Raw genomic sequence first — 25,084 nt, forward strand, 5'->3', positions numbered from 1 at the left:
ATTGATACACCAAAAAGCTTTCGACCTATGATCTGCCCATATTAATTACCCCAAAAACGGATACAGTTTGCAACTCTATTTTCATTTATGGCGATGGTCGTCAGGCCATGGGGGATTTGTATGAAAAATCGTACAAGATTCTGTTTTTTGGGTACCACGGCTTTGTTTTTATACGAAATTTCGTACAACGCGCATCCATTATATAAAAGGGCATGGCCTCCCTCTATTTCGAGAGCGATCCGCGCGGATCGCCTTCGAATGTCTATGCTTCAATGGCGTTGCAACGGGAAATTGCTGTCCGGACCGAACGGCCGTAATTTTGCCATACCGGTTGTTGAATTGGAAGCGGCACGGTATAATCTTGACAGCATTGAAACAAGGAGGGGGGCGAGAAAATGAAAGTTTCCAAGGCATTGACGGCGGCACTCGCCATATTCAGTTTGTCCGTAATCGTTGCTTGTTCCAATACGAGGATGGTCAGCCCTAACACGGCCTACAACGCTGTTATGCTGCTCAAACATTCGTTTGATCAAGGAGATTATGAAAGGTTTCAAACTTACTTCACCGACGCACAGCGCAACAAAATAAGCAAAGAACAATTCCGCGAATTGTCCGAACTGGCGACCGCGGGCTGGGGGCATGATACATACAGCGTCATTACATTTGAGAATGGCGAGAAGTTGCTGATCAATACCGTGAAAGATTTGGAGGACGGTTATTATAAAATTCAAGACATCAAGCGAGTGCCGGAGGAATGGAAAGAGCTGTTTATTAGATGAACATCATAAGAAAAGGAAGCATTGACGATGACGAACCTAATCATCAAACCGATATTCAACCAATTGCATATTGCGGTCCGTTCCTTGGTCGAGATGATCGAGCAATTGACGGACGAAGATTTGAAAGCGCGGCCGATTCCGCATAAGCGATCGATTCAAGAACTGCTGGCACATATTTCAATGATTTGCAAAGCGAATTTCCTTATCGCTAACGAGGCGACCAGGCAAGAGATGGACGATTTTTACCGGGAGAACGAACCGGCGACACCGGATCAAATGAAGGAAGCGCTGCTGCAGCATTATCATTTTCTGCAACAGAAATACGAAACATATACCCTCGAACAATGGAATGAACGAACGACGTCGTATTGGGGGGTTACTTATTCAAGGTATGAATGGCTGCTGGAAATCGTAGGACATCTCTACCACCATAGAGGGCAGTTATATACGATGTTGACGCAGCAAGGCAAGGAACTGAAAGTCAATTTGTTCGAATGAAGGGAAAAGGCTGCTTCCACCCGGGCGACACCGGGGGAAGCAGCCTTTGCGAATTGCAGCTTAAACGTTCGGAATATCGATCTCCACTTCGCGGCCCGATTGCGCGGAGCGCAAAATGCCGTCAATAATCGCCTGGTTGCGGAGAATTTGCTCGCCCGGAATCGGAGCGGGCTTTCCTTCCCGAATGGAGGCGACGAAGTCTTTCACTTTCTCATCGAATAAATTGATTTGGTGCTCGATGACCGGAATCGGGCTTTCCGTCTGGTGGCCGCCGATATCGTGGAACAGGCGGATGCTGCCGAGCTTGCCGTCCATGACGCCGCTCCAAGGGCCTTGCCCTGCGGGGGTCACCTTGAGACCGGCTTCGGAACCGAGGAACATCGTTGCGCCAAGCGTATCCATATGCATCGCCCATGAAATTTTGAAGTTAAGAACGATGCCGCCTTCCAAACGGATGAGCGCCGCGGCGAAGTCCTCCACTTCGAAACGGTCCGCTTCATGGAAATATTTCGGGTTCGTTCCGAACGCGTTGGATGTAAATGCCGAGACGGTGAGCGGCTTCGGGTAGCCGAGCGCGTTCAGCGCAAAGTCGAGCGAATAGCATCCGATATCCGCCATCGCGCCGGACCCGGCCAACTCCTTGCGGATGAACGTGCCGCCGGGAATGCCGCGTCTTCGTCCGCCGCCCGTTTCGACGTAATAAACGTTGCCAAGCCTGCCGGATTGCACGAAATCGCGGACGATTTGCATATTCGGATCGTAGCGGGGCTGGAATCCGACCGACAGCATTTTGCCCGCAACATTCGATGCCCGAACCATATCGACCGCTTGCTCCAACGTTACGGACATCGGTTTTTCCACCAACACATGTTTGCCCGCTTCAAGCGCGTCTACGCTCGTCTGATAGTGGGCGACGTTCGGCGTACATATGCTGACCCCGTCCACATCGAGCTCGAGCAAGCGGCGGTGATCGTCGAAGGCCGCAGCTCCCGCCAATTGTTCTCTGCCGACGAATTCCGCGGCTCTTCCCGGTATAATATCGGCGACAGCCGCAATTTCAACGTCCGGAATCGCCTTATATGCATGCGCATGCGCACGTGCGATCCCCCCGCTGCCGATAATGCCGATTCGAATCGTTTTGCTCACGATGAACACCTCATTTTTCACTTTTATTCTACGGCCGACCGCCGCAGCCTTGCGAATTGCCGGGCTTTGTATTGTTTCGGCGTCATGCCGTAGCGTTTTTTGAAGACGCTGAACAAATAATTGCTGCTTGAGAATCCGTGCCGCAGCGCAATTTCCTGTACCGTCAATTCCGAATTCAGCAAATCGTGGCTGACATGGGCTAGTCGAATGTTTTCCAAATGTTTGCTAAACGAAAGATTCGCTTGTTCTTGGAATATCCGCTGCAGCTGGCGGGCGCTGACGAACACCTTCTCCGCCACTTCCTCCAGCGTTAGCGGGGATGCGTAATTATCGTGCATAAACTGCTCGACGAGTTGAAACCGATGCCGGTTCATGTCGCGGCTCGGGAGCTGCAGGCCGGTTAACGGAATTTCGTAAGCGCGAACCGATCTTAGCAATATTTGAACGACAGCCTGTTTCATCGACGCGTAGAAGCCGAACTGGTTCTCGGACCAGGCGCGGTACGCGTACAGAAACCATTGCATCGCATTGTATTTGTCCAATGTCGGTTCCAGAGGCAATCGCCGCAACTGGCGCACGCATTGCTCGGCTTCCTCGTTCTCGAGATGCTGTCCCCACTGGGCGTCCGCGGCGGAAGCGCCCTCTTGCGGCAATTCGACAATATCGATATGCAAGCATAATTCGTCCATTGCCGTTTGTTCGTCCGCTTCCTGATAATGAACCGCATCCGGTCCTGTTAAATAAAACATCCCTTCCGTCAATTCGTACGGCCTATCCCCCAATATGACCATCCCTTTGCCGCGCGGGATGAAATGAAACTCGTATTCGGAATGCTTATGAAAGGGAATGATTTTGCCGGGCGGAAAGCTCGTCAAATGACAGCGCAGCACGCGAATGCCGTAATTTCCCCAACGAAATCGAATATCCAGACGATCGAGCGCATCCTGCTTCGTCTCCATCAATTGAAAAGCGAAGGGCGTACTGCCGGATTTCGAATGGTGTGCGATCGGATCATGATGCGACACGATGCATTCCCCCTTTTACGCGTTATTCCGCCAACTCGTCGAGACGGATCGGCCGCTGCAGGCGAACCGATAAATTCGACGCTTCCATTAGCCGGGTCAAGTCTACGGCCAGCCGTATATTGTCATCCGCCGAGCTTCCTTCCCGAATATGGTTCACCCATTGCTCGAAGGCGGACAGCCGGGCCGCATGCAGCGGATATTCCGTCCAATCGCCCTCCGAATCGGTCTGCTTGTTGCTGCGGACGAGCAGTTTCGGCTCCGGTGTGCCGAACAACAGCGTTCCTTCCGTTCCGTGAATTTCGATCGCAAACGGGGAATGCGAATTGACGAACCCGGCTTCAACGATGCCGAGCGCTCCGTTTCCGTATTGCAGAACGGCCGTCGCATTGTCTTCCACCTCTTTGCCGGTAACGTAGCCGTAGTGGGCGCTGACCCGTTCGGGCAAACCGAGAAACAGCCTCGTTAAATACATCGGATGGCAGCCCAGATCGATCAGCGCGCCGCCCCCGCATTGCCGCAAATTGTAAAAATGGTCCGGCAGCCATCCCGCCACCGCTCCGTTATGGGAGAGGCGAACCCGGGCGAACGTGATGTCCCCTAACAGCCCTTGCTGCAAAATATCTTGTATGGCAAGCGTATACCCGTCGTTCAATCTAGGCAGCGATACGGTTAAGACGACGCCGTTCTCCGCAGCGGCGTTTACGATTTCATTCGTTTCCCGCAGCGTCGGCGCTACGACTTTTTCCGTGAAAATATGTTTGCCCGCCGCCGCCGCTTTGACCATGACGTCGCGATGCATATCGGTAGGGGCATCGACAATGACCGCATCGATGCCCGGCTCGGACAGCAGTTCGTCAAGCGATTCATAGAAAGGAACGCCGCGTTTGGCGGCTTCTTCTCTGCCGCGGCCGGGAAGCTCATCCCAGACGGCGACGATTTGCGTATCCGGATGCTGTTCGGCTTGTTTTGCGTAATCGGCGGCATGTACGTGCCAAAAGCTTAAGAGCGCTACCTTGATCATGGATAATCACCTCAATTGTATAATAATACGACACAACTATAAGGTAGCACACTTCAAAAGCAAATAATATTATAAGATAGCGACATTATGAAGTGAGAAATTACGACATGAATAGGAGCGGTGCCATTAGAAAGGCTGTATGGGGGCGAGGGCCGATATCAAAGTAATCTTTGATATGTTTTCCTTTTAGTAATATAATCATAGTATATAAATGAAACTAAGTTTCATATGGTGAAACTTTGGGGAGGGTTTTACATGAAAGCTGTTATTGTTGACAAGTATGGTTCAGTAGAGAATATGAGATATACAGATGTTGAGATGCCTTCAATCCGTTCAAACCAAATATTAATTCGTGTAAAAACAACGAGTGTCAATTTTGCCGATATTAAAGCGAGATATGGCAATAAAGGCCAAGCAAAACTGCCATTTATACTTGGTTTGGAAGCAGCGGGCATTATTGAAAAAGTTGGGAGCGATGTGAAGTCTTTTTCTATTGGCCAACGTGTATTAGCTTTTCCTCAACATGGGTCGTATGCAGAATATGTCGTCGCCAATGAGGACTTAACTTTTGCCATTCCCGATCGTATTCGTTTCGATACTGCAGGAGCTTGCGGCATTGTATCTTTCTTATCATACAAACTTCTTGCTGATATCGCTAAATTGCAGAAAGGAGAAAATATTCTCATTCACTCTGCTTCCGGCGGGGTAGGAACGACTGCAATACAAATAGCCAAAGCGTTAGGGGCAAAAAATATCATTGGAACCGTAGGAAATAAGAAGAAAATACCTATGGCATTAAGCGCAGGGGCAGACCATACGATTTGTTATGAACAAGTTGACTTTGCCGATAAAGTCAATGAATTAACCGATGGAAAAGGCGTAGACGTTATCTTGGATTCTATCGGCGGGGATATAACGGAACAAAGTTTAACATGCCTTGCCGACTTCGGCCGTTTGGTCGTATTTGGGAATTCAAGCGGGGAATATGGACAAATAAAAACCAATGACCTTCATGCAAGTTGCCGCTCGGTTCTTGGATTTAGTTTCGGAACAACCAGGAGAGAACGTCCTGAAATAGTAAAGGAGACGGCAGTTCAAGTATTCCGTTTGTTGGAAAGTGGGCAGTTGGATATTAAAATTAGCGAAAGATTGCCGCTTAAAGAGGCTTCATTAGCCCATCAATTCGTCGAAAGCAGAAACAGCACAGGCAAAGTTTTGTTATATTTGGACAACTGACAAATGCTCCAAAGATGTAAGGCGTTTATCATATCAATTCACAATATTGAATATGATAAACGCCTTTTTTGATTGTTATACTGTGGTCAGCATCATGGCCTCGACTGCGAAGGGCGGAGGGACGTTTGCGGACGGTTATTTCATCATCGCATGTATCGCCTTTTTCAATACGTCGGCCGAGGCATGCAATTTCCGCATTTCGTCGTCCGACAGCTTCAATTCCACGACCTCCCGTATGCCGGCGCGGTTAATGACAGCCGGAACGCCGATATAGACGCCGTCCAGCCCATATTGCCCCGTAAGCAGGGCGGATACGGACAGAATCGAATTCTCGTTCCATAGGATCGCTTTCGTCAAGCGGGCAAGTCCCATGGCGATGCCGTAATACGTCGCGCCCTTCCGTTCGATGATGTGATAAGCCGCGTCGCGCACATTGCCGAAGATTCGGTCCAGTTCCTCCTGTGTCGGTTTGCCGTATTGTTCGCGGTAATCGTGCAGAGAACGTCCCCCGATCGATGTGTTGCTCCATACCGGCAATTCGGTATCGCCGTGCTCGCCCATCACATACGCGTGCACATTGCGCGAATCGAGTTGGAAATATTCGCCCAGCAAATATTTCAATCTGGCGCTGTCGAGAATCGTGCCCGAGCCGATGACCTGCTGTGCCGGCAAGCCGGAATATTTCCAGGTCGCATACGTCAGCACATCGACCGGATTGGTCGCGACGACGAATATGCCTTGAAATCCGCTTTTCATGACGTCGGCGACGATGCTTTCGAAGATGCGGGCGTTCTTGCCGATCAGGTCGAGCCGCGTTTCGCCCGGCGCTTGATTGGCCCCCGCCGTAATGACGACGAGATCGGCGTCTTTGCAATCGGCGTAATCGCCGGCCCAGATTCGCATCGAAGGCGCGAACGGCAGCCCGTGGCTTAAATCCATCGCATCGCCTTCCGCCTTTTGTCCGTTTTTATCGATGATGACGAGTTCCGAAGCGATGCCTTGATTGAGCAAGGCAAACGCGTAACTGGCCCCGACGAACCCGGAGCCGATCAATGCGATTCTCGTAACTTCCTTAGTCATTGCATTCATTGGCTAACCCCTTACACCTTTATTATTTTTGATACCGTACATGAAATGTATTGTACTATTTACCGGCGCAAGAGTAAATCGGGCCGAAAGCGGCACGGCTGCCGAAGGCGTTTGGCAAAAAGCTCGATGATCGGCAAGCAATTGTAGGATTTTGGAAAGCGCGCGGCGAATATAATGAAATAATCGATTGAGAAGGGGTGTTGTGCAATGAAATTGATCGTCACGCCTGCCGCAGTATCTTGTTTCAAAAAAGAATGGGGGTTCCGCGAAGGGGATTCGATTCGAATATTCGTCAGATACAGCGGCGGTATGAGCCCGCAAGGACCATTTTCATTAGGCATCATAAGCGACACGCCCATCCAGGCAGCGGCTTCGACCGTTGCAGAGCAAATTACGTTTTATATGGAACAGAACGACATTTGGTATACCGAAGGAGAAGACTTGCAAATCGATTGCGAAGGGGAAGATATCGTATTTCGCATTTGCGGAACTCAACACGGATCATAACGAGACAAGGTAAGCCGGGCGCAAGTATGCGCCGCATGGCTTACCTTGTTTGTTGCCGAGCGGTCGTAACGCCCTGATCGGCCACGCCGACCGCCGCCGGCAGCTTGTATTTAGTTTACTACATGGAAAGCGTTCCATGTCAAGACAATTTGTAAAAAAGGCATATCATATTGGATAAAAGTTGGAAAATATGCGAATGCCCCGAGGCGGGCCGCCGATCGGCTACGACTCCTCGAACAGTTTGAGATATTCGCCATAGCCTTCTTCGGCCAGTTTGTCTTTCGGGATGAAGCGCAATGCCGCCGAATTAATGCAGTAACGCAATCCGGTGGGCGCCGGGCCGTCGGTGAAGACATGGCCGAGATGGGAATCGCCTTCCCGGCTGCGAACTTCCGTCCGGATCATAAAATGGCTCGTATCCGTTTTTTCGACGATATGGTACGAGCGAATCGGGCGCGTGAAGCTCGGCCAGCCGCAACCGGCGTCGAATTTGTCGCGCGAACTGAACAGCGGTTCGCCGGAGACGACGTCGACATAGATGCCTTCCTCGTCATGGTCCCAGAATTCATTGCGAAACGGCGGTTCGGTAGCGTTATTCTGCGTGACTTCGTACTGCATTTCGGTCAAGTGCCGTTTGAGCCGTTCCTGATCGCGGTTTACGCTCCAATGGCGCGCGATGAATGCGTCGCGGCCGGAACCGGTACGGTACCGCTTGTAATGCGACGGATTTTTCTTATGGTACTCTTGATGGTACTGTTCGGCCTCGTAGAACGTTTGGGCGGGCAGAATCGGCGTTACGATCGGCTTGTCGAAACGTCCGCTTGCGGCGAGAGCCTGCTTGGACGCTTCGGCCGCCTCTTTCTGCCGCTCGTTATGATAGAAGATCGCCGTTCGGTACGAGTCGCCCCGATCGTAGAATTGTCCGCCGCTGTCGGTCGGATCGATTTGCCGCCAATAAATGTCGAGCAGCTTTTCATATGGGAATATTTCGGGATCGAAGGTAATTTGCACCGCTTCATAATGTCCGGTGGTATCGGAGCATACTTCCTCGTAGGTCGGATGTTCCGTAACGCCCCCGGTATATCCGGAGACGACGCGCTCGATGCCCGGCATTTCCTCAAAAGGAGAAACCATGCACCAGAAGCAGCCGCCGGCGAATGTCGCAACCTCGTATTGCGTATTGCGCATATCGTTCATAAGTGGCATCACTCCTAATGTAGTGTCGTTTCGCTAATCACATTACTTTCATCATAATGCAAGGAACGTTGCGATACAAGTTTCCCCGTCCGTGAGCCCCGCTTCCCCGCTCTATGAGGATTTGCATATGAACATCGAGAGAAAAAATGGTATACTGTTGACATCGCTTTCTTTAGGTAACCGGCAACATGCAGCTTGTTCATGGTGAATGTGACCGATTTGAAAGGTTGGGGGACATTTTGTCGAAAAGCATCTTGTTTCTGATCATTGCCTTTGCGATCTCTTGGCTGCTCTGGGCGCCAGCCCTCTTATCCTCGGTCGGGGCGATCAAAATCATTCTGCCTACGGAACCGTTTGTCGTGCTGGGCGCATTCGGACCGAGCTTCGCTTCGATATTGCTGTCCTATCTGTACGAAGGGAAACAAGGCGTAATGGATCTGCTGCGCAAGGCGGCTCGATTTAAAGTAAGGGCGCGGTGGCATTTGCTCGCTTTGCTGCTCCTGCCGTTATTGTTTGTCTTGGCATACGCTGTCTATTATTTGGCGCACGGGAAATTTTATACGAGCGAGTTGATTTCGGAGCCGAGGCTGATCGTACCGTTCTTTATCTATTCGTTGCTGCTTGGCGGCTCGCTGCAACAGGAATTCGGCTGGCGGGGATATTTGCTGCCGCGCTTGCAGCGCAAATGGAGCGCCCTCCGCTCAAGTCTCGTTCTCGGATTGCTCTGGAGCGTATGGCATGTTCCGCTATCTTTTATTTCCGGAACGATCCAAAGCTATATCCCGTTCTGGCTGTTTGCCGCCGCGATCGTCGCGCTGTCCGTTTTGTTCGCATGGCTTTACAACAACGCGTGCGAAAGCTTATGGATTACGATTCTCTTTCATACGCTGCTTGTATTGTCGTTCTCCGGCTTCCCGCTGATCGATATGGAGAAGGACGGAAGTTATGCCGGATTTTTATATTTTACGATCGCGTTATGGATAACCGCTGGCATCGTTGCGCTAACGTACGGCAGCAATTTGGTACGCGCCCAAACGGGGCGGACGGCGAAGGATCTGGCCGGTTGACTGTAGCGGGGCGAGACTTCAGGAGGTAATTGAACATGAAATTGATTCCCGCAACAGATGAACTTTTCCATATTGATCTGGACATTATGAATTCGGACCCGTTCTTTAACCGGATATCCGCGAATAAGGAACGCTTATCGCCGGAAGAAGTCCGCACTGAAATCGATGAAGCGAAGCAAGCCGGCGCCGAACGATTCCTCGTACAAGACGGACAAGCGTATGTCGGCGTAGTCGAATATTTGCCGCTCAATCCGTCGGATCAATGCACTTGGCTCGGCCTTTTGCTGATCAAAAAGGAGTTTCAGTCTCTCGGTTACGGGACGAAGACGCTGCATTTGTTCTATCAATTCCTAAAGGAGAAACAGATCCGCACTTTTCGAATCGGCGTGATTGCGGAGAACGAACCGGCTCATCGTTTTTGGAAAAAACAAGGGTTTGTCGAAGTGAAAAAAGCGTTCTACAAAACAAATATCCCGATCATGATTTACGAAAAGGTGATGGACTGACCGTCCTTAATCAATGAGCGGCCGTCGACGAGACGGCCTCTTCTTTCTTTCTACGAAAAAAGGGGCAATCCGGAGTTCATTTGTTGATATCGATCAGTGAGAGAGAATTAGCGGTGTTTCATGGAGTTACAATTCGCAGGTCAGGCGGATTTATCGATGTTCCATAAATTAGCGGTAGTTTTTGGCGGTAATGCGGCGATTCCATGGTAAAGCTACAAATTAACGCCGGATTTTGGACTTATTTAGAATGTAATCCCGTACATTGCCTTCCGTCGACATACTTCATTTTTCTCTTGAGTTCGAAATGCAAATATGCTAGATTTACATATATGTTAAACATCCTATGTTTGGATGATTAAATCGTTCGATGACGAAAAACAATACGATAAGAAGAAGGCGAATAACAATGAAATCCAATCAAGGCATAGCAACAATGAAACAACAAGAGCAGGTGAGTCCGATCGCGCGTACAGGTATTTGGTTATTTATCGGAATATTGCTGATTGCGTCCACGCTGCGCGCGCCGATTACCGTCCTCGGTCCGATTGTGGGCGACATTCGCGACGACACGGGCATTTCCAACACGCTTGCGGGCATGTTGACGACGTTGCCGCTATTAGCGTTCGCTCTCGTGTCGCCGCTGGCGCCCAGGATGGCGCGGCGCATCGGAACGAACCGATCGCTCCTGATCGGTCTGGCCGTCTTGACCGCCGGCATTGCATTGCGTTCGATTCCGTCCGTTCCGGCTCTGTTCGCGGGGACGGCGCTGCTCGGGATGGCCATCGCGGTTTCCAATGTGCTGCTGCCGAGTCTAATCAAGCGGGATTCCCCCGCAAAGGTCGGCTTAATGACAGGGCTGTACTCTGTTGTCATGAACATGTGGGCGGCGGTCGCTTCGGGCGTCAGCATTCCGGTCGCGCAAGGACTAGGGCTGGGTTGGCGCGGAACGCTGGCGATCTGGGCTGTTCTTTCGCTGATTGCGCTGGCCGTTTGGCTGCCGCAAGTGCGCCGCGACCGCGGACTGGCCGTTTCGCAAGCGGCAGGCGCCCCTGCCGGCAAGCTTTGGAGCTCGAGCCTCGCTTGGCAGGTAACGTTGTTTATGGGCTTGCAATCTTTTTTATTTTACGTTAATATCGCGTGGATTCCGGAAATCCTCGTATCAAGGGGGATGAGCCATGCATCGGCGGGTTGGATGCTGTCCATCATGCAGTTTGTCAGCCTTCCGTCCACGTTTATTATGCCGGTGCTCGCCGGCCGAAGTTCCAATCAGCGGGGGCTTGTGGTAACTATCGCGGCCCTGTTCCTGATCGGATACGCCGGTCTGCTCTGGGGCGGCAACACGCTCGCGCTGCTGTGGATTATAATGATCGGCATCGCCGGCGGGGCGGGCTTTAGTCTGGCCGTCATGTTCTTCGCGCTGCGCGCGCATCACGCAAGCCAAGCGGCGGAACTGTCGGGAATGGCGCAGTCCGTCGGTTATTTGCTGGCCGCCGTCGGACCGACGGTGTTCGGCTTTATGCATGATGCGACGCATGCTTGGACCGTTCCGCTGATCATGCTCATCGTGATAGCCTTTCTGCTTCTTGCCGCAGGATTTGGCGCCGGCCGCAACGCCTATGTCGATGCGCCGACGGTGAAATTCAAACACGCCTTTTCTAAGGATACATGTAAACATTGATGATAAAGGGTGTAACAGAGTCAACTTCATAATCCGCCACCGTTGACGGTACTGGCTATTATTGCGCATATAGAAGGGGATGCCTCCCTGCATTTCGAAGGCGATCGCGCGGACCTGCGCTCCTTGTTTGGCGCTAACGAAACTAGCAATTCTTATTAGGCCCAAAATGAAGACGTCCCCATTCTAGCGAAAGTACGCATCCTTATTCATTGGAAATCGGCGGTTTTACCGCCTTTTTCCCCTCATTAGCGTGTTTGTGTTTCGTTAGACATTGCAACATGATGATTTACAGGCGATTAGCGTGTTTCAGTTTCGTTAGCCCGCTCGGGCGGATCGTCTAGCCGCCAGCGGTATGATGGAGTGGACCCTGATCCCATGCTTTACCTTTTTACCCCACGGGAATCGCTTGCCAGCACGCTGTACAGCTTCCATAACCTTTGCGGCAAATGATCGTTCAGGACTGCATGCAGCAATCCAATCCCGCCTCGTATGTAAAGAAGATAAGTTAGAGCCAACCTTTCAATGGTACCATAACGTTGTAAATTCGCATTTTCCCGACGCTGCCCCAAAGTGAAAATATACGGAATCGTCCGTTTTCGTGAGAATAGGCTCTCGCCATGTCAAATCCATGTCGAATTATGCGGAAAAAAGCAGAAAAATATAGCTTGCTTCTTCGCGAAAAAATAGGTATGCTACAAAATGAACCTATATTTAGTGTCTCGATTGTACGCTACGTACTATATGTGGGTGGTGTGCCCTATCGGATTCATATTTGGTGTCGAAATGCCCGGCGCCAAAGGATTTAGGTGCAGAGCACAGGGATGGACGATTGCAATGACAGTATGAACAAAGTTGGTTCCTACGATATGTTTTTCTGTCTCCATTTCCTGCCCATCCTTTGCGATGGGTTATTTCACTGCGTACATATTGATTCTATGAATCTAGCATCGGAGGTATAGCGGGTGTGCTGATCGTATTCGATTCAAAGACGGGAAACGTGAAGCGGTTTGTCGGGAAACTCGGGCTCGAATCCGCACAAATTGTTGACGGGCTGAAGGTGAACCGTCCGTTCGTCCTGATTACATTTACGACCGGATTCGGCCAAGTGCCGAAGTCGACGGCCGATTTCCTCGAAGAGAACGGGGAATGGCTTCAAGGGGTCGCCGTAAGCGGCAATATGAATTGGGGGGCAAGATTTGGGCTGGCTGCGGACCGAATATCGGACGCTTACAACGTGCCGATTCTAATGAAGTTCGAGCTGAGCGGTACGAATAACGATGTAGAACGAATGAAGCGGGAGGTTAATAACATTGTCATTGCAAATACCAAAATGGATACAGCTTAACAACGAAATAATGGTCCGCAAAAATGGAAACTTCCAATTTGAAAAAGACCGGGAGGCGGCCCGCAGCTATTTTGTCGACTATGTCAATCAGAATACAGTGTTTTTCCACGATCTGAAGGAAAAAATCGATTATCTTATCGAGCAGGAATATTATGAGAAGGAATTGTTCGATAAATACGATTTCAAGGAAGTCAAACAGCTTTACGACGATCTGTACAAGAAAAAATTCAGATTTCCATCGTTTATGAGCGCGTTCAAGTTTTATAACAACTATGCGATGAAAACGAATGACGGCAGCAAGTTTCTGGAACGGTACGAGGATCGGATCGCGGTCGTTTCTTTATTTTTGGGCGACGGGGATATGAACAAGGCGCGGGAATACGCGGATCTGTTAATCTCGCAAGAATACCAGCCGGCAACGCCGACGTTTCTCAATGCGGGCAAAAAACGCCGGGGCGAGCTCGTCAGCTGCTTCCTGCTGGAAGTGGACGATTCGATGAACTCGATCGGCTTTGCGATCAACTCGGCGCTGCAATTAAGCAAAATCGGCGGCGGCGTCAGCCTGAACCTGAGCAAAATCCGCGCGGCGGACGAACAGATTAAAGGGCTGGACGGCAAAGCGAGCGGCGTATTGCCTGTCATGAAGCTGTTCGAGGACGCGTTCTCCTACGCCAACCAATTAGGCCAACGCGACGGCAGCGGCGTCGTATACTTGAACGTGTTCCATGCCGACATTCACGAGTTTCTCGATACGAAAAAAATTAACAGCGACGAGAAGATCCGGATCAAAACGCTGTCGCTCGGGGTCGTCGCGCCGAACAAGTTTTTCGAACTGGTGGAAAAAGACAAGGACATGTACCTGTTCTATCCGCACACCATCTATAAAGAATACGGCAAACATATGGACGACATGGATTTGACGGCGATGTACGACGAACTGGTCGAGAACCCGAACATCCGCAAGAAAAAAGTGGTCGCGCGGGACTTGATTTTGAAAATCGCCCAAATTCAAATGGAGTCGGGTTATCCGTACATTATGTTTGTCGATAACGCAAACGAATACCATGCGTTGAAAGAGATCGGCCGGGTCAAATTTTCGAATTTGTGCAGCGAAATCGCGCAATTGAGCGAAGTATCAACCATTAACGATTATAACGAGCCGGACGTCATAAATCGGGATATTTCATGCAACCTCGGTTCCTTAAACGTGGTGAACGTGATGAAGAATAAGCGGATGAGGGAAACGGTTCATCGTTCGATGGACGCGCTCACGGAAGTGACGGACCGTTCCAACATTCAAATCGTTCCTTCCGTCGCCAAAGCGAACAGCGAATTGCATTCCGTCGGACTCGGGGCGATGAATTTGCACGGATTTCTGGCGAAGAACAAAATCGCTTACGAATCGAAGGAAGCGAAAGATTTTGTAAGAACGTTCTTCATGATGCTCAATTTCTACTCTTTGGAGCGGTCGATGCTGATCGCCAAGGAACGGGGAATTACATTCAAAGATTTCGACAAAAGCGAATACGCGAACGGCAATTATTTCGACCGCTATTTGAACAACGATTATTCGCCGGTTACCGACAAGGTGAAGGAGTTGTTCGAAGGCCAGGAAATTCCGACGAAGGACGATTGGCAGCGGCTGAAAGAGCAAGTGCGGGAACATGGCGTGTATCACGCTTATCGTCTGGCGATCGCGCCGACGGGTTCGATCTCCTATCTGCAATCGTCCACCGCGTCGATCGCGCCGATTACGCAGAAGATCGAGGAACGGGAATACGGCGATTCCAAGACGATTTATCCGATGCCTTTCTTAAGCGAAGAAAATTTCTTCTTCTATAAAGAAGCGTACGATATGGATATGTTCAATCTGATCGACCTGGTGGCGGAAGTCCAAGTACATATCGATCAAGCGATATCGACTATTTTATATGTCAAAGACGACTTAACGACGAGAGATTTGGCGATGTATTATATTTATGCGCAGAAAAAAGGGCTGAAGACGCTCTATTATACAAGAACGAAGAAGAAAACGATCGACGAGTGCGTCAGCTGCGTCGTGTAATAGAACTAATAAGCGTATGCTTCCAAAGCAAGCCTTGTTACGCGGTTAGGCCGAGGAAGCATCGCTCACAAACGTTGTAGGAGGTCCACCAATTGAAAAGATTCGAAGCAGTGAACTGGAATTCGCCGGAAACGGATTACACCGAACTATTATGGACGCAGAACACGTCGCAATTTTGGCTGGATACCGAAATCCCGATCTCGAAAGATTTGAAATCGTGGTCGAAGCTGAACGACAGCGAACGATCGGCTTATATGAAAGTGCTGGGCGGGCTGACGCTGCTGGATACGGAACAAGGAAACGTAGGCATGCCGCTCATCGCTCAGCATGTGGAAGACAAGCAGAAAAAGGCGATTTTGATTTTTCAGGCGGCGATGGAAGAAATTCATGCGAAAAGCTACAGCACGATCTTCACGACCGTGGCCAGCTCGGAATTGATCCGCGAAACGTTCGACTGGGTGAAAGAGGACAAAAATTTGCAATACAAAACGGCGGTTATCGACGAGTTGTATAAATCGATTCAAGACGGGGACGGTCTAAGCCTTTACAAGGCGATGGTAGCCTCCGTCTTCCTGGAGAGCTTCTTATTCTACTCCGGCTTCTTCTATCCTTTATTCCTTGCCGGACAAGGCAAAATGGTGGCGAGCGGCGAAATTATCAAGCTGATCATTCGCGACGAGAGCGTGCACGGCGTATTCGTCGGCTTGCTGGCGCAGGAAGCGTTCGCCGGCTTGAGCCAGGAAGAACAACGGATCGCTTCGGCGTTCGTATACGAGCTATTGGACAAGCTCTATCATAACGAGCTGGAGTATACGGAAAAGCTGTACGACTCGATCGGGCTTACGCATGAAGTGAAAAAGTACATTCGATACAACGGCAATAAAGCGTTGATGAATTTAGGGCTTGAACCGTATTATCCGGAAGAGGAAGTCAACCCCGTCGTGCTGAACGGGATTCGCACCGAAACAAGCACGCATGATTTCTTCTCCACGAAAGGCAAAGGGTATCAGAAGGGGAAAGTGGAGCCGCTTCACGACGACGACTTCGTGTTCTTGAACCAAAGAGTGCAAGAATCGCAATTTGCGTAGTCTGGCATCGAATTGTAAAGTTAAAACGAACCGTCAGGGCAAACTCGCCTGACGGTTCTTCTTATGGGCTATATCATCCGCTATTTCCGCGTTAATTCGATCTTCTCCTGCATGGCCGCAAGCTTTTCTTCCTCCGTAATCATGCCAAGCCGTTCCAATCGCTCCAACACAACGGATTGCCTCTCCTTCGACCGGTTCCAATCTTTCAACGGCGAGTAATGCTCCGGCGCTTTGAGCATGCCGGCGAGCAGAGCGGCTTCGCTTAGCCGCATGACCGTTTTATGCGGGTCATGCCCGTTTGCCGTCTTGCCGAAATAGTAATCGGCCGCCGCTTCGATGCCGTATTGGCCGTGGCCGAAATAAATCGCGTTCAAATACATGGTTAGCAGTTGTTCTTTCGTATACGTTCGCTCCAAATAAAGAGCGATCGCCATCTCTTTCAATTTGCGGACCAATGTTTTGTCCTGCGTCAGAAACACATTGCGCGCGAGCTGCATCGTTATCGTGCTGCCGCCTTGAACTGTTTCATTGGCGATGGCGTTGACCCATACCGAGCGTGCAAGCGAGCGAATATCGACGCCGGGATGCCGGAAGAACCGGTGATCTTCGATCGCGACGAAAGCTTGCCATACGTAATCCGGCATGTCGTCGATTCGTACGGTCATAAGCGATTCCTCCGCATGTCCGGCCGCATGGCCGTCCGAAGCTGCGCCCGCGGCAAGGAACGGGGCTAGCTCTTGTTCGTCGACCATCGATTTGCCCGCCCGGAGGAGGGCGAACCAACCCGCCGCCAGCAAAGACGCGATAACCGCTAAAATAATGAGCCGTCTTGCGAAAACGGCGAATGTCCGATGTTTAGGTGAAGCTTTGCCGGAATGGTTCGCCTGCCGCTCCGGCAAGGATGAAGCGGTCCGCCGCATCGTTTCAACCCCATTTCTGCTCAAGTTGCACTAAATCTATGTCTTGCTTTCATTATATGGGGAAAGCCGCCGCGCCTCCTATCGGATAGCCTTTCAATCTGTCTTACAATACTGTAAGGAAAGTGTAATCGGCTCATCCATGTCGTTAAGGCGCGATTATGGTATGATACCTGTTAGAGCGTCTATAAGAGAAATGGCAATGGGAAGGTGCGATATGATTCATATTTTGGTCGTTGATGACGATAAAGAGATAGCGAATTTAATTTCATTATATTTAAAAAACGAAGGCTATCGCGTATTGCGGGCGCATAACGGGGCGGAAGCGCTGCGTCTGCTCGCGGAGGAAGAAGTGAGCTTGATCGTGCTCGACGTGATGATGCCCGAATTGGACGGGATGGAAGTATGCCGAAGGGTGCGGGAACATTCGACGATTCCGATTTTGATGCTGAGCGCCAAAGCGGAAGATATGGACAAAGTGCTCGGATTGATGACAGGGGCGGACGATTATATGATCAAGCCGTTCAATCCGCTGGAATTGATCGCCAGAGTGAAGTCGTTGCTTCGCCGCTCCATTCAATACAACGCCGAGCCGAAAAACCAGGCGGAAGACGTGCTCAAAATTCATTCGGTCGAAATTAGCCGTAAAACGCATACCGTGACGGTGGAAGGGCGGCCGATCGCGCTTACTTCGCGGGAATTCGATATCTTGCATTTGCTGGCGAGCCATACCGGCAGGGTGTTCAGCGCCGAAGAAATTTTCCAATTGGTATGGAAAGAAAAATATTTCGCCTCCAACAATACCGTTATGGTGCATATTTGCAACCTTCGCGACAAGTTGGAGAAGGAAATCGGCTACAAGCTTGTGCAAACGGTATGGGGGGTAGGCTATAAAATTGAAGCGTAATGTCGTATATCCGATTCGATTCAAAATGGTGCTGCTGTTTTTTTTCAGTATCGTCCTGTCCGTGTGCACGGTATCCCTTTTGTACATCGCCGCGGCCATTCTGTCGGATTATTCTTCGATGCTTCGGTCCATACTCGCCGCATTGTATAATTTGTTCGGTATACCCATCGTAACGACCTTGGCCGGGGTTGTCTTTTTCGTCTTTTACGTGATTGTGTTGAGCCGGGGAAGCGTGCTGTATCTCCTTCAAATAACGAAAGCGGTGCAGCAATTGGCGAAGGGGAAGTTCGAGATGGAGATTCCTGTCAAAACCCGAGACGAGCTTGGCGATTTGGCCGACAATATCAACTTGATGTCCAGACAGCTCCATCAATCGATCACGGAAGAACGGATCGCGGTTCAAACGAAAAACGAGCTCATCACCAATGTATCCCATGATTTGCGTACGCCGCTCACGTCGGTGATCGGCTACTTGCGCCTGGTAGAGGACGACCGCTACAAGGATGAAGTGGAACTTCGGTATTATATCAACGTCGCTTACGAAAAATCCCGCCGTTTAGAGCGGTTGGTGAACGATTTGTTCGAGTATACGAGAATGAGCTATGGCGGCGCCAAGCTTGCTTTTACGGAGATCAATATCGTGGAATTGCTCGGCCAGTTAACGACGGAAGTTTCCCTCCAATGCCGGGACGAAAACCTCGACATCCGCGCGAAATTCGGCGCGGATAAGATCGTCATCATGGCAGACGGGGATAAATTGATGCGCGTCTTCGAAAATTTGGTGTCGAACGCGATCAAATACGGGAAAGCCGGGAAGAAGATCGAGATCGAGGTCGGCAAAGAAGCCGGCAGCGCCGTGATCCGCATCGTCAATTACGGCCCGCCGATTCCTGCGGTCGATTTGCCGCATATATTCGACCGTTTCTATCGCGTAGACAAGTCGCGTTCGGACGAAACCGGCGGCACAGGTCTGGGGCTCGCCATTGCGAAAAGCATCGTGGAATTGCATCACGGTTCGATCTCGGTCGCGAGCGATGCGGACCGAACCGTGTTTGAAGTAAGGCTGCCCGTGGCGAATTCCGCATCCCGGGGCGCGAAACCGGCCATACCGAATCCATCTTAAGCAATTCTTAAGAAATTATTATATAGCCCTTAAGCTATATCGGCTATAATGGCCAAGAGCATGGCTTAAGCGATACCGGGAGAGAGGAAGGGCCGCTGCCGGTCCGACATTCCGTTAGCAGTATTTTTGTTTCCCGGACGGGAGGGTTTTACATTGAAAACATACGAATTACGCCGCGGCGAATTGCAGCGCAGAGCGGCGGTATTAAAGCAATATGAATGTCATTGTTACCAAGTTTGTTACTACCTGCTTCGCAATGAAGAGAAGGCATTGCAAGCGGCGACGGCATGCATGAAGCATTTGTTCGGCGAAGTTTCGTTTTTCAACGGCGACGATGCGGAACGGTTGCGAAACATCCGCAGCATGGCGATACGGTTTTCCTTGTCGCACTACGGAGGAAATCCGGCGTGACGGTAAGCCGTTCGGAACTTCGGCCCGCCCGATCGGGATAAGCAATTGCCGGCGGGCAATTGTTTTTTATATGAATATGCGTTTTTTTTTCGGGCGCGTCATCGCGCCTTTTGCGCATTAATTGTGATAGAATGTAAAGATCAGGCAAGTCGTTGCATTGGTCGCGACATGTATCTAAAAAAATAAGTTTCGGATAGGCGAAAGGAGATCTTCCATGATAAAAGCGATCGTATTTGATTTTGACGGATTAATCTTGGACACGGAGACGCCTTGGTATGACGCAATTAACAACTTATACGGGGAGCACGGATTGGAACTGCCGATCGAGCAATACGCGCAATGCGTAGGATCGAGCTTGGCGCAATTCGATCCCTACTCTCATTTGGAGCAAGCGATCGATAAAGCGATGACCCGCGACGAAATCAGCAAGCTATGCCAAGCAAGACACCAAGAAATGATGCAGAACGAGAAGCTGCGCCCGGGCGTGCTTTCTTATTTGGATACTGCCCAATCGTTAGGATTGAAGATCGGTTTGGCCTCGAGTTCTACCGGCAGTTGGGTCATACCGTTATTGAAGAAGCACGGGATCTTCGAATATTTCGATTGCATTCATACGGCGGATCATGTGGAGGAAGTAAAGCCGAATCCCGCCTTGTATTTGCTCGCTTTGAACAGTTTGGGCGTGGAAGGGCCGGAGGCGATCGCGTTCGAGGATTCTTTGCACGGTTTGCGGGCGGCCAAAGCGGCAGGCATGTATTGCGTTGTCGTGCCGAATCGGTTAACGATCCATTTCCCATTTGCCAACTATGATATGAAGATCGGTTCGATGGCCGACATGAAGCTGACGGATATGATAGAGAAGTTGGAAAAGGTAAGCGCCTTGGAAAAATAGCGGCAAGGGGGCGGTTAAGATCCTTATCGACGATAGAGTCACCGATATCGAAGCGGCGGGTAGGGAAGACGCCCCGCACACGGCGGCAAGGAAATTGGCTGACCGAAGCGAAGCCCGGCGGCATACAGGTGCAGGCTGATGGCGATTTTGTTCTGGCCTTGCATGATCGCCTCTGTCGTGCTCTCTTTGATCGGCATCGTATTTTTGCGGCACCAATTTTTATACGTTTCCGCCGCGCTCATCGTACCGATGTCGCTTTATTTGGCTGCAACGCCGTTGTTTATGGGGTGGGGGCTTGTCTTCCCGCTCTGCTATATCGGTTCCGCCCTTGCGCTTCGCAACAATCGGCCGCGGCTTTCCCTGCTGGCGTCGGTACCCGTGTACGGCGTAATCGGGTGGTTGGCCTTCACGGTCCTTAGCCAAGGGTAACAAAGGAGGGAATTCGGGATGCTCATTCGCGAAATGTCGGCCGATGAATTGGAGCGTGTCGTACAACTGAAACCGCCGGCATGGTCGGATATTAAGCCTTATTTTGGTATTTATTTGAGGCAGCCTTCATGCATGCCGTTCGTTGCCGTTGAGGATGGCGAAATTGTCGGAGTGGCCAACGGTTCCCGTCAAGGAGACGTCGGATGGCTCGGACATGTCATCGTGTCGCCCGCATACCGGGGGCGAGGGATTGGCAAGCGACTGGTCCTGTTCATGATCGATCGAATGAAACAATCGGGCTGTCGTACGATCGCTTTGATCGCTTCGAAGGACGGAGAGCCGCTCTACCGGAAGCTCGGGTTTCGCGAAGCGGATCAATATGTGTTTTTCAGCAACGAAGAGCCGGCGGGCGCTCCGCGGCAGGAAGGGATCAGACTTGCGGAAGCTGCCGATTATGAGGCCGTGCTGCAATTGGATCGCGATGCGACGGGAGAAGATCGTTCGTACTTGCTCGATGAGCATCGGGATCGGCTATGGGTGGTTGGCGAGAAGGGGAGTCCGCGAGGATACTACGCTCCGCAGCTAGGAAACGGGGCGGTCGTCGCCGCCGATGAAGAGGCGGGCTCGCTGCTGCTGCATTACAAACATAGCTTGAACGGGACCAGAAGCGTTATTCCGGAAGCAAACGAGGCGGCAAGCCGGATTTTGAGCCGTTGGTGCGTACGCCATGAAGAGACGTTGGCACGGATGGTGCTCGGCGCCGACATTGCTTGGAAGCCCGAGCGAATCTATTGCCGGATTCACGGCTCGTTCGGCTAATGGAAGCCGCATAGGCGACCGGGATCGAATCGGACGGAAGGGGCGGTATCGATGAAGCTAGACGAGGACTTATTGTCGCATGCCAAAAAAATCGCAATCGAGGCGGCCTTGGCCGCCGCTCGAATCGCCAGGGAGAAGTTCGGCACCGCGCTGCGCATGGAGGAAAAAGGCGAGTACGGCGATATCGTGACGGAAGTCGATCATTTGGCGGAGGCCGAAATATTGCGGCGCATTCGGGAATATTATCCGGATCATCAAATATCGAGCGAAGAAACGGGATGGACGGGCGCGGAAGGAGATTGGTTGTGGCTCGTCGATCCGCTGGACGGCACGAACAATTACGCCATCGGATTGCCGGTGTTCGGCGTGTCGATTACGTTGTTATACCGCAAGGAACCGGTGTTGGGCGTTATCGTGGATTCGGCGATGGAGCGCCTGTACGTTGCCGAAGCGGGCAAAGGCGCCGAATCGGGCGGCATGCGGTTCGCCGTCCGACCGACGGCAAGAGCGGATTTGCGCAAAATGACCGTCGGCTGGATTCAAGGCCACCAAGTACAGAAGGAGGCGGGAGCGCTTCGTTTGAGGACGGTTCTGGATGCGAGCTGCAAGAGGGTGCTGCGCCTATGGGCGCCGACGATGCTATGGTGCATGCTGGCGCGCGGCGATATCGACGGAATCGTCCTGTACAACTCCGAAGGGGACGATTTGTACGCCGGCGTGCTGCTGGCGAAAGAGGCGGGCGTCGCCGTAATGGATTTCAGCGGCGAGCCTTTCGCCGGCATGAACAGCGAGCCGTACATCATCGCATGCCGTCCGCAGCATGCGGAGACGTTTCTGAAGCTGGTGCGCGACGGAATGCCGGACCTGGAACCGGATGTTCGCGTACCGAATCGTATGATGGAAGAGGGGTAGACCGATGAAAAGCAAGTTAGCGGTGATCGGCTCGGCTGCGCTTATCTTGATGTTATGGGCCGTTACTGCCAAATATCCGGACCGTTTCAGCTTATTGGAGAAAGGGATGAAGGCCGCGGGCATCCCTTTCTGGTCCCACGGGAACAGCGGAATCAGTTATGGCGGCATTATTGCGCTTGCCATTTTGGTGGCGGGCGGAGTGCTGCTGGCGAAATCGTTGAAATCGCCCAGCCCGGGTTTGGTTGTACTGGGCGTTATTTTGGCGACGTCGTTTGTCCCTTCCTGGTTTATAACCCAATATCAAACGTATGTTGCAGCGGGCATCGACGCGATTGCGTACGAACCCCGGAAGAGCCAATGCCGTTACGAAATCAGCGAGGAGCGGCTAATGGCAGGAACGTGCCAATTCCATGTAAGAAATATGAGCGGCCGGGAGGTATCCTTCGAATTATCGATGTTGCCTCCGGAAGATCCGATTGAAGCCATACTCCTTATCGAAGAGCTCAAACTGGTCGATGGCGCGGAAGTGAGGATGCTTCCGAAGCAGAGCAGAACGGTCGATATCCCGTTTGAAACGGAAATTCCGCCGTCGTTTGACGCTTCGGTCATTTCCGGATCGTTCTCCGGCATCAACATTCGAATATCCGGCAATGGGAAGACGCGCGAGCTGTAAATATTGGGAAATGCGCGAGAGTATGATACAATTGTAATGTGCTTATTTTTTGTAAGCATAATAACGATCTTGAATGAAAAGGAGAGAAGAGGATGTACGATATCATCATCGTAGGCGGAGGTACGGCGGGCGGAAGCGCGGCCTTATACGCAGCCAAAGCAGGCAAAAAGACGCTCGTGCTGGACGGCAACGCAAGCATGACGAAGCGGGCGATGCTTTACAATCATTACGGAATCAAGGAAATTACCGGTCCGGATTTGATTCGCATCGGCCGGGAACAAGCCGAGCATTTCGGCGCCGAATGGAAAGAAGAGAAGGTAACGGGCCTGGCCTCTTCCGATCAAGGCGTGGTCGTACATACCGAAACGGCGCAATATGAAGCGAAGCATGTTATTCTGGCGACAGGCGCGACGGCCGAAGTGGCGGGCCAAAGCGGCGTCAAGGTGAAAGACGGCACGGAACCGCGGATCAAAACGGTGATCGATGTCGACGCGCAAGGCAAAACGAATGTGCGGGGCGTATGGGCGGCCGGAACGGTTGCCGGCGTAAGCGTTCACACGATCATCACGGCGGGCGACGGCGCGAAGGTCGCGATCAACGTGATCAGCGAGTTGAACGGCGAGCGGTATGTCGATCATGATTTGTTAAAATAAGAGGGATACGCGAGGGGCGCAACCGTTTCGGTTGCGCTTTTTTGATTCGTTTTCGGGGGAAGTGTTCGAGGTAAGCGTCGAATGTCGTCACCCTTTCGCATGTTGCTTTTTACTTGCTTTTGTCGATATCCCCTTTGTTCAGAAAGCCCTGGATTGGAACAAAAATCAGGCTGCGGATGGAAGTTGTCATGCTTGATTGACCTGCAACTTACCGTGGTGAAGACGGATTTCCTGCAAAAATACAGTTGTTCCCCCATCGAAACAGGAAATGAGACTAGCGTTGCATCGGGAAATTGTTATCCGGACCGCAGGGCCGTTATTTCGCGTCAAAACCTCTTATTCGCTGTTTCGGCGGACATTGGTTCCGTTATTCCTTCGTTGAAGGGCTTATTTTACGCTTTTAGCGCGAATAAAGGATCGTATGTCCGCAAACTGTTCCAAATCGGGCCTTTTGTCACAATTAGCGTCCCCTGTGTCCGCGATCTTGGAATGTTGAAAAAAGTGAATGCAACGCCGGTGGGAAATGCGGTAAAAAGCCTGCGAATATACAGGAATTCCACCCCTAACGATTCTATAATCCATCGAAGCGAGAGTTTTTCCGAATGAAGGGCCTTCATGGTCTGGCTTTCTTTTCCGCTGGGGCGGATGGATTGAAGGCTGATTAGATACCGATTCGTCGCACCTCGTTGAAGTTCGTACCGCACAACATGTTTTCCTTCCGCGCCGGTTGCGGGAGCAAACCAGCCCTTTGCGCAAAGGGATTGCAATGTTCGAACGGCGGAACGATGATTGATGCTCAAATGAGTTGCCGCATCGATAGGCCATTGTTCCCCTGATCTTTGCTGCAAATGATATTGGATAAACGCTGCGCGCTCCATTTCGAAATTCCCCACCTAAAACATCCCTCCAGTAAAAAATATAAGCTTCTCGGAATTCACATTCCGTTGTAGGCTCTAGCCTCCTAGCTAGGGTCTTTATTGTTTCACCCCCAAACATGGGGTGCGAACAAACATTCCTCTTGACTTTTCAAAATCACCCCAATAATCGCCGAGAAGGCTTTTTTTATTGCCTATCTCTAATGAATTGGGTGATTTTCATGAA

At 51.1% G+C, this 25,084-nt stretch carries 25 protein-coding genes; 19 read left to right on the forward strand and 6 right to left on the reverse strand.

The genetic code is table 11. The annotated features are described in order from the left end of the window. Positions 1 to 395: 395 nt before the first annotated feature. Positions 396 to 779 (forward strand): hypothetical protein, encoded by a 384-nt coding sequence (locus KQI79_RS25065; RefSeq protein ID WP_216541084.1) that lies wholly within the window; start codon positions 396 to 398, stop codon positions 777 to 779. A gap of 27 nt (positions 780 to 806) precedes the next feature. Beyond that, on the forward strand, positions 807 to 1,277 hold the full coding sequence (locus KQI79_RS25070) for a DinB family protein (RefSeq protein WP_216541085.1): 471 nt from the start codon (positions 807 to 809) through the stop codon (positions 1,275 to 1,277). A 60-nt stretch (positions 1,278 to 1,337) separates the two neighbouring features. Here KQI79_RS25070 and KQI79_RS25075 read toward each other — a convergent pair whose 3' ends face one another. From KQI79_RS25075 to KQI79_RS25085, 3 genes are read right to left on the reverse strand one after another with little or no spacing between them, the layout of a single operon-like run. Then, on the reverse strand, positions 1,338 to 2,423 hold the full coding sequence (locus tag KQI79_RS25075) for a Gfo/Idh/MocA family protein (protein ID WP_216541086.1): 1,086 nt from the start codon (positions 2,421 to 2,423) through the stop codon (positions 1,338 to 1,340). Between the two features lie 23 nt (positions 2,424 to 2,446). Beyond that, positions 2,447 to 3,448, reverse strand: coding sequence for an AraC family transcriptional regulator (locus KQI79_RS25080; protein WP_356712211.1), 1,002 nt, complete (start codon positions 3,446 to 3,448; stop codon positions 2,447 to 2,449). Between the two features lie 22 nt (positions 3,449 to 3,470). After that, positions 3,471 to 4,469 carry a Gfo/Idh/MocA family protein gene (locus KQI79_RS25085; RefSeq protein ID WP_216541088.1) on the reverse strand — a complete coding sequence of 333 codons (999 nt, stop codon included), beginning with the start codon at positions 4,467 to 4,469 and terminating at the stop codon, positions 3,471 to 3,473. 255 nt (positions 4,470 to 4,724) lie between these two features. Between KQI79_RS25085 and KQI79_RS25090 the strand changes: the two genes are divergently transcribed. Beyond that, a complete protein-coding gene (locus KQI79_RS25090; protein ID WP_216541089.1) occupies positions 4,725 to 5,705 on the forward strand; it encodes a quinone oxidoreductase family protein in 981 nt (326 codons plus the stop codon). A gap of 135 nt (positions 5,706 to 5,840) precedes the next feature. Here KQI79_RS25090 and KQI79_RS25095 read toward each other — a convergent pair whose 3' ends face one another. After that, positions 5,841 to 6,794, reverse strand: coding sequence for an L-lactate dehydrogenase (locus KQI79_RS25095; protein WP_253298406.1), 954 nt, complete (start codon positions 6,792 to 6,794; stop codon positions 5,841 to 5,843). Positions 6,795 to 7,001: 207 nt separating this feature from the next. Here KQI79_RS25095 and KQI79_RS25100 point away from each other — a divergent pair, with 207 nt between their 5' ends. Continuing rightward, positions 7,002 to 7,301 (forward strand): HesB/YadR/YfhF family protein, encoded by a 300-nt coding sequence (locus tag KQI79_RS25100; RefSeq protein ID WP_216541090.1) that lies wholly within the window; start codon positions 7,002 to 7,004, stop codon positions 7,299 to 7,301. A 222-nt stretch (positions 7,302 to 7,523) separates the two neighbouring features. Here the strand turns inward: KQI79_RS25100 and msrA are convergent, their stop codons facing one another. Next, the gene (msrA, locus tag KQI79_RS25105) at positions 7,524 to 8,489 is read right to left on the reverse strand and encodes a peptide-methionine (S)-S-oxide reductase MsrA (protein WP_483311410.1); all 966 of its coding nucleotides are present in this window, start codon (positions 8,487 to 8,489) and stop codon (positions 7,524 to 7,526) included. 248 nt (positions 8,490 to 8,737) lie between these two features. Between msrA and KQI79_RS25110 the strand changes: the two genes are divergently transcribed. The 6 genes from KQI79_RS25110 (at position 8,738) to nrdF (ending at position 16,247) form a co-directional block, all read left to right on the forward strand. Continuing rightward, a complete protein-coding gene (locus KQI79_RS25110) occupies positions 8,738 to 9,565 on the forward strand; it encodes a CPBP family intramembrane glutamic endopeptidase (RefSeq protein ID WP_216541092.1) in 828 nt (275 codons plus the stop codon). Between the two features lie 35 nt (positions 9,566 to 9,600). Next, positions 9,601 to 10,071, forward strand: coding sequence for a GNAT family N-acetyltransferase (locus tag KQI79_RS25115; protein ID WP_216541094.1), 471 nt, complete (start codon positions 9,601 to 9,603; stop codon positions 10,069 to 10,071). 406 nt (positions 10,072 to 10,477) lie between these two features. Further along, positions 10,478 to 11,749, forward strand: a complete 1,272-nt coding sequence (locus KQI79_RS25120; RefSeq protein ID WP_216541095.1) for a CynX/NimT family MFS transporter — start codon at positions 10,478 to 10,480, stop codon at positions 11,747 to 11,749. A gap of 964 nt (positions 11,750 to 12,713) precedes the next feature. Continuing rightward, a complete protein-coding gene (gene nrdI / locus KQI79_RS25125) occupies positions 12,714 to 13,094 on the forward strand; it encodes a class Ib ribonucleoside-diphosphate reductase assembly flavoprotein NrdI (protein ID WP_216541096.1) in 381 nt (126 codons plus the stop codon). Positions 13,095 to 13,104: 10 nt separating this feature from the next. Next, positions 13,105 to 15,159, forward strand: coding sequence for a class 1b ribonucleoside-diphosphate reductase subunit alpha (nrdE, locus tag KQI79_RS25130; protein ID WP_230191094.1), 2,055 nt, complete (start codon positions 13,105 to 13,107; stop codon positions 15,157 to 15,159). Positions 15,160 to 15,251: 92 nt separating this feature from the next. After that, positions 15,252 to 16,247 carry a class 1b ribonucleoside-diphosphate reductase subunit beta gene (nrdF, locus tag KQI79_RS25135; RefSeq protein WP_216541098.1) on the forward strand — a complete coding sequence of 332 codons (996 nt, stop codon included), beginning with the start codon at positions 15,252 to 15,254 and terminating at the stop codon, positions 16,245 to 16,247. Positions 16,248 to 16,327: 80 nt separating this feature from the next. Here nrdF and KQI79_RS25140 read toward each other — a convergent pair whose 3' ends face one another. Further along, positions 16,328 to 17,167: a transglycosylase domain-containing protein gene (locus tag KQI79_RS25140; RefSeq protein WP_216541099.1), complete on the reverse strand. Its 840-nt coding sequence runs from the start codon at positions 17,165 to 17,167 to the stop codon at positions 16,328 to 16,330. Between the two features lie 214 nt (positions 17,168 to 17,381). Here KQI79_RS25140 and KQI79_RS25145 point away from each other — a divergent pair, with 214 nt between their 5' ends. The 9 genes from KQI79_RS25145 to KQI79_RS25185 all read left to right on the forward strand — a co-directional run bounded on the left by KQI79_RS25145 (position 17,382) and on the right by KQI79_RS25185 (position 23,983). Then, entirely contained in the window at positions 17,382 to 18,071 is a 690-nt protein-coding gene (locus KQI79_RS25145; protein ID WP_216541101.1) for a response regulator transcription factor, read from the forward strand. Beyond that, entirely contained in the window at positions 18,061 to 19,194 is a 1,134-nt protein-coding gene (locus KQI79_RS25150; RefSeq protein ID WP_230191097.1) for a sensor histidine kinase, read from the forward strand. Before KQI79_RS25145 ends, KQI79_RS25150 begins: the two co-directional genes overlap by 11 nt. Positions 19,195 to 19,347: 153 nt before the next feature. Further along, positions 19,348 to 19,605: a hypothetical protein gene (locus KQI79_RS25155; protein ID WP_216541103.1), complete on the forward strand. Its 258-nt coding sequence runs from the start codon at positions 19,348 to 19,350 to the stop codon at positions 19,603 to 19,605. Between the two features lie 214 nt (positions 19,606 to 19,819). Continuing rightward, the gene (locus KQI79_RS25160; RefSeq protein WP_216541104.1) at positions 19,820 to 20,497 is read left to right on the forward strand and encodes an HAD family hydrolase; all 678 of its coding nucleotides are present in this window, start codon (positions 19,820 to 19,822) and stop codon (positions 20,495 to 20,497) included. A gap of 138 nt (positions 20,498 to 20,635) precedes the next feature. Continuing rightward, positions 20,636 to 20,926: a hypothetical protein gene (locus KQI79_RS25165; protein ID WP_216541105.1), complete on the forward strand. Its 291-nt coding sequence runs from the start codon at positions 20,636 to 20,638 to the stop codon at positions 20,924 to 20,926. A gap of 18 nt (positions 20,927 to 20,944) precedes the next feature. Next, entirely contained in the window at positions 20,945 to 21,745 is an 801-nt protein-coding gene (locus KQI79_RS25170; protein ID WP_216541106.1) for a GNAT family N-acetyltransferase, read from the forward strand. A gap of 51 nt (positions 21,746 to 21,796) precedes the next feature. Further along, the gene (locus tag KQI79_RS25175) at positions 21,797 to 22,657 is read left to right on the forward strand and encodes an inositol monophosphatase family protein (RefSeq protein ID WP_216541107.1); all 861 of its coding nucleotides are present in this window, start codon (positions 21,797 to 21,799) and stop codon (positions 22,655 to 22,657) included. Between the two features lie 4 nt (positions 22,658 to 22,661). Then, entirely contained in the window at positions 22,662 to 23,330 is a 669-nt protein-coding gene (locus KQI79_RS25180) for a hypothetical protein (protein ID WP_216541108.1), read from the forward strand. 92 nt (positions 23,331 to 23,422) lie between these two features. Beyond that, on the forward strand, positions 23,423 to 23,983 hold the full coding sequence (locus tag KQI79_RS25185) for an FAD-dependent oxidoreductase (RefSeq protein WP_216541109.1): 561 nt from the start codon (positions 23,423 to 23,425) through the stop codon (positions 23,981 to 23,983). The last annotated feature ends 1,101 nt before the right edge of the window (positions 23,984 to 25,084 follow it).

This window comes from Paenibacillus sp. MSJ-34 (genome assembly GCF_018918005.1).
In the GTDB taxonomy this organism is placed as follows: Bacteria; Bacillota; Bacilli; order Paenibacillales; family Paenibacillaceae; genus MSJ-34.

Excerpts from the sequence above, each read along its gene's own strand:
- KQI79_RS25140 (WP_216541099.1), bottom strand. The coding sequence starts at position 17,167 with ATGCGGCGGACCGCTTCATCCTTGCCGGAGCGGCAGGCGAACCATTCC.
- KQI79_RS25070 (WP_216541085.1), top strand. The coding sequence starts at position 807 with ATGACGAACCTAATCATCAAACCGATATTCAACCAATTGCATATTGCG.
- KQI79_RS25085 (WP_216541088.1), bottom strand. The coding sequence starts at position 4,469 with ATGATCAAGGTAGCGCTCTTAAGCTTTTGGCACGTACATGCCGCCGAT.
- KQI79_RS25065 (WP_216541084.1), top strand. The coding sequence starts at position 396 with ATGAAAGTTTCCAAGGCATTGACGGCGGCACTCGCCATATTCAGTTTG.
- KQI79_RS25100 (WP_216541090.1), top strand. The coding sequence starts at position 7,002 with ATGAAATTGATCGTCACGCCTGCCGCAGTATCTTGTTTCAAAAAAGAA.
- KQI79_RS25120 (WP_216541095.1), top strand. The coding sequence starts at position 10,478 with ATGAAATCCAATCAAGGCATAGCAACAATGAAACAACAAGAGCAGGTG.
- KQI79_RS25095 (WP_253298406.1), bottom strand. The coding sequence starts at position 6,794 with ATGAATGCAATGACTAAGGAAGTTACGAGAATCGCATTGATCGGCTCC.
- KQI79_RS25090 (WP_216541089.1), top strand. The coding sequence starts at position 4,725 with ATGAAAGCTGTTATTGTTGACAAGTATGGTTCAGTAGAGAATATGAGA.
- KQI79_RS25160 (WP_216541104.1), top strand. The coding sequence starts at position 19,820 with ATGATAAAAGCGATCGTATTTGATTTTGACGGATTAATCTTGGACACG.
- KQI79_RS25145 (WP_216541101.1), top strand. The coding sequence starts at position 17,382 with ATGATTCATATTTTGGTCGTTGATGACGATAAAGAGATAGCGAATTTA.
- KQI79_RS25180 (WP_216541108.1), top strand. The coding sequence starts at position 22,662 with ATGAAAAGCAAGTTAGCGGTGATCGGCTCGGCTGCGCTTATCTTGATG.
- KQI79_RS25115 (WP_216541094.1), top strand. The coding sequence starts at position 9,601 with ATGAAATTGATTCCCGCAACAGATGAACTTTTCCATATTGATCTGGAC.
- KQI79_RS25185 (WP_216541109.1), top strand. The coding sequence starts at position 23,423 with ATGTACGATATCATCATCGTAGGCGGAGGTACGGCGGGCGGAAGCGCG.
- nrdE (WP_230191094.1), top strand. The coding sequence starts at position 13,105 with ATGGTCCGCAAAAATGGAAACTTCCAATTTGAAAAAGACCGGGAGGCG.
- KQI79_RS25165 (WP_216541105.1), top strand. The coding sequence starts at position 20,636 with ATGGCGATTTTGTTCTGGCCTTGCATGATCGCCTCTGTCGTGCTCTCT.
- KQI79_RS25170 (WP_216541106.1), top strand. The coding sequence starts at position 20,945 with ATGCTCATTCGCGAAATGTCGGCCGATGAATTGGAGCGTGTCGTACAA.
- msrA (WP_483311410.1), bottom strand. The coding sequence starts at position 8,489 with ATGCGCAATACGCAATACGAGGTTGCGACATTCGCCGGCGGCTGCTTC.
- KQI79_RS25175 (WP_216541107.1), top strand. The coding sequence starts at position 21,797 with ATGAAGCTAGACGAGGACTTATTGTCGCATGCCAAAAAAATCGCAATC.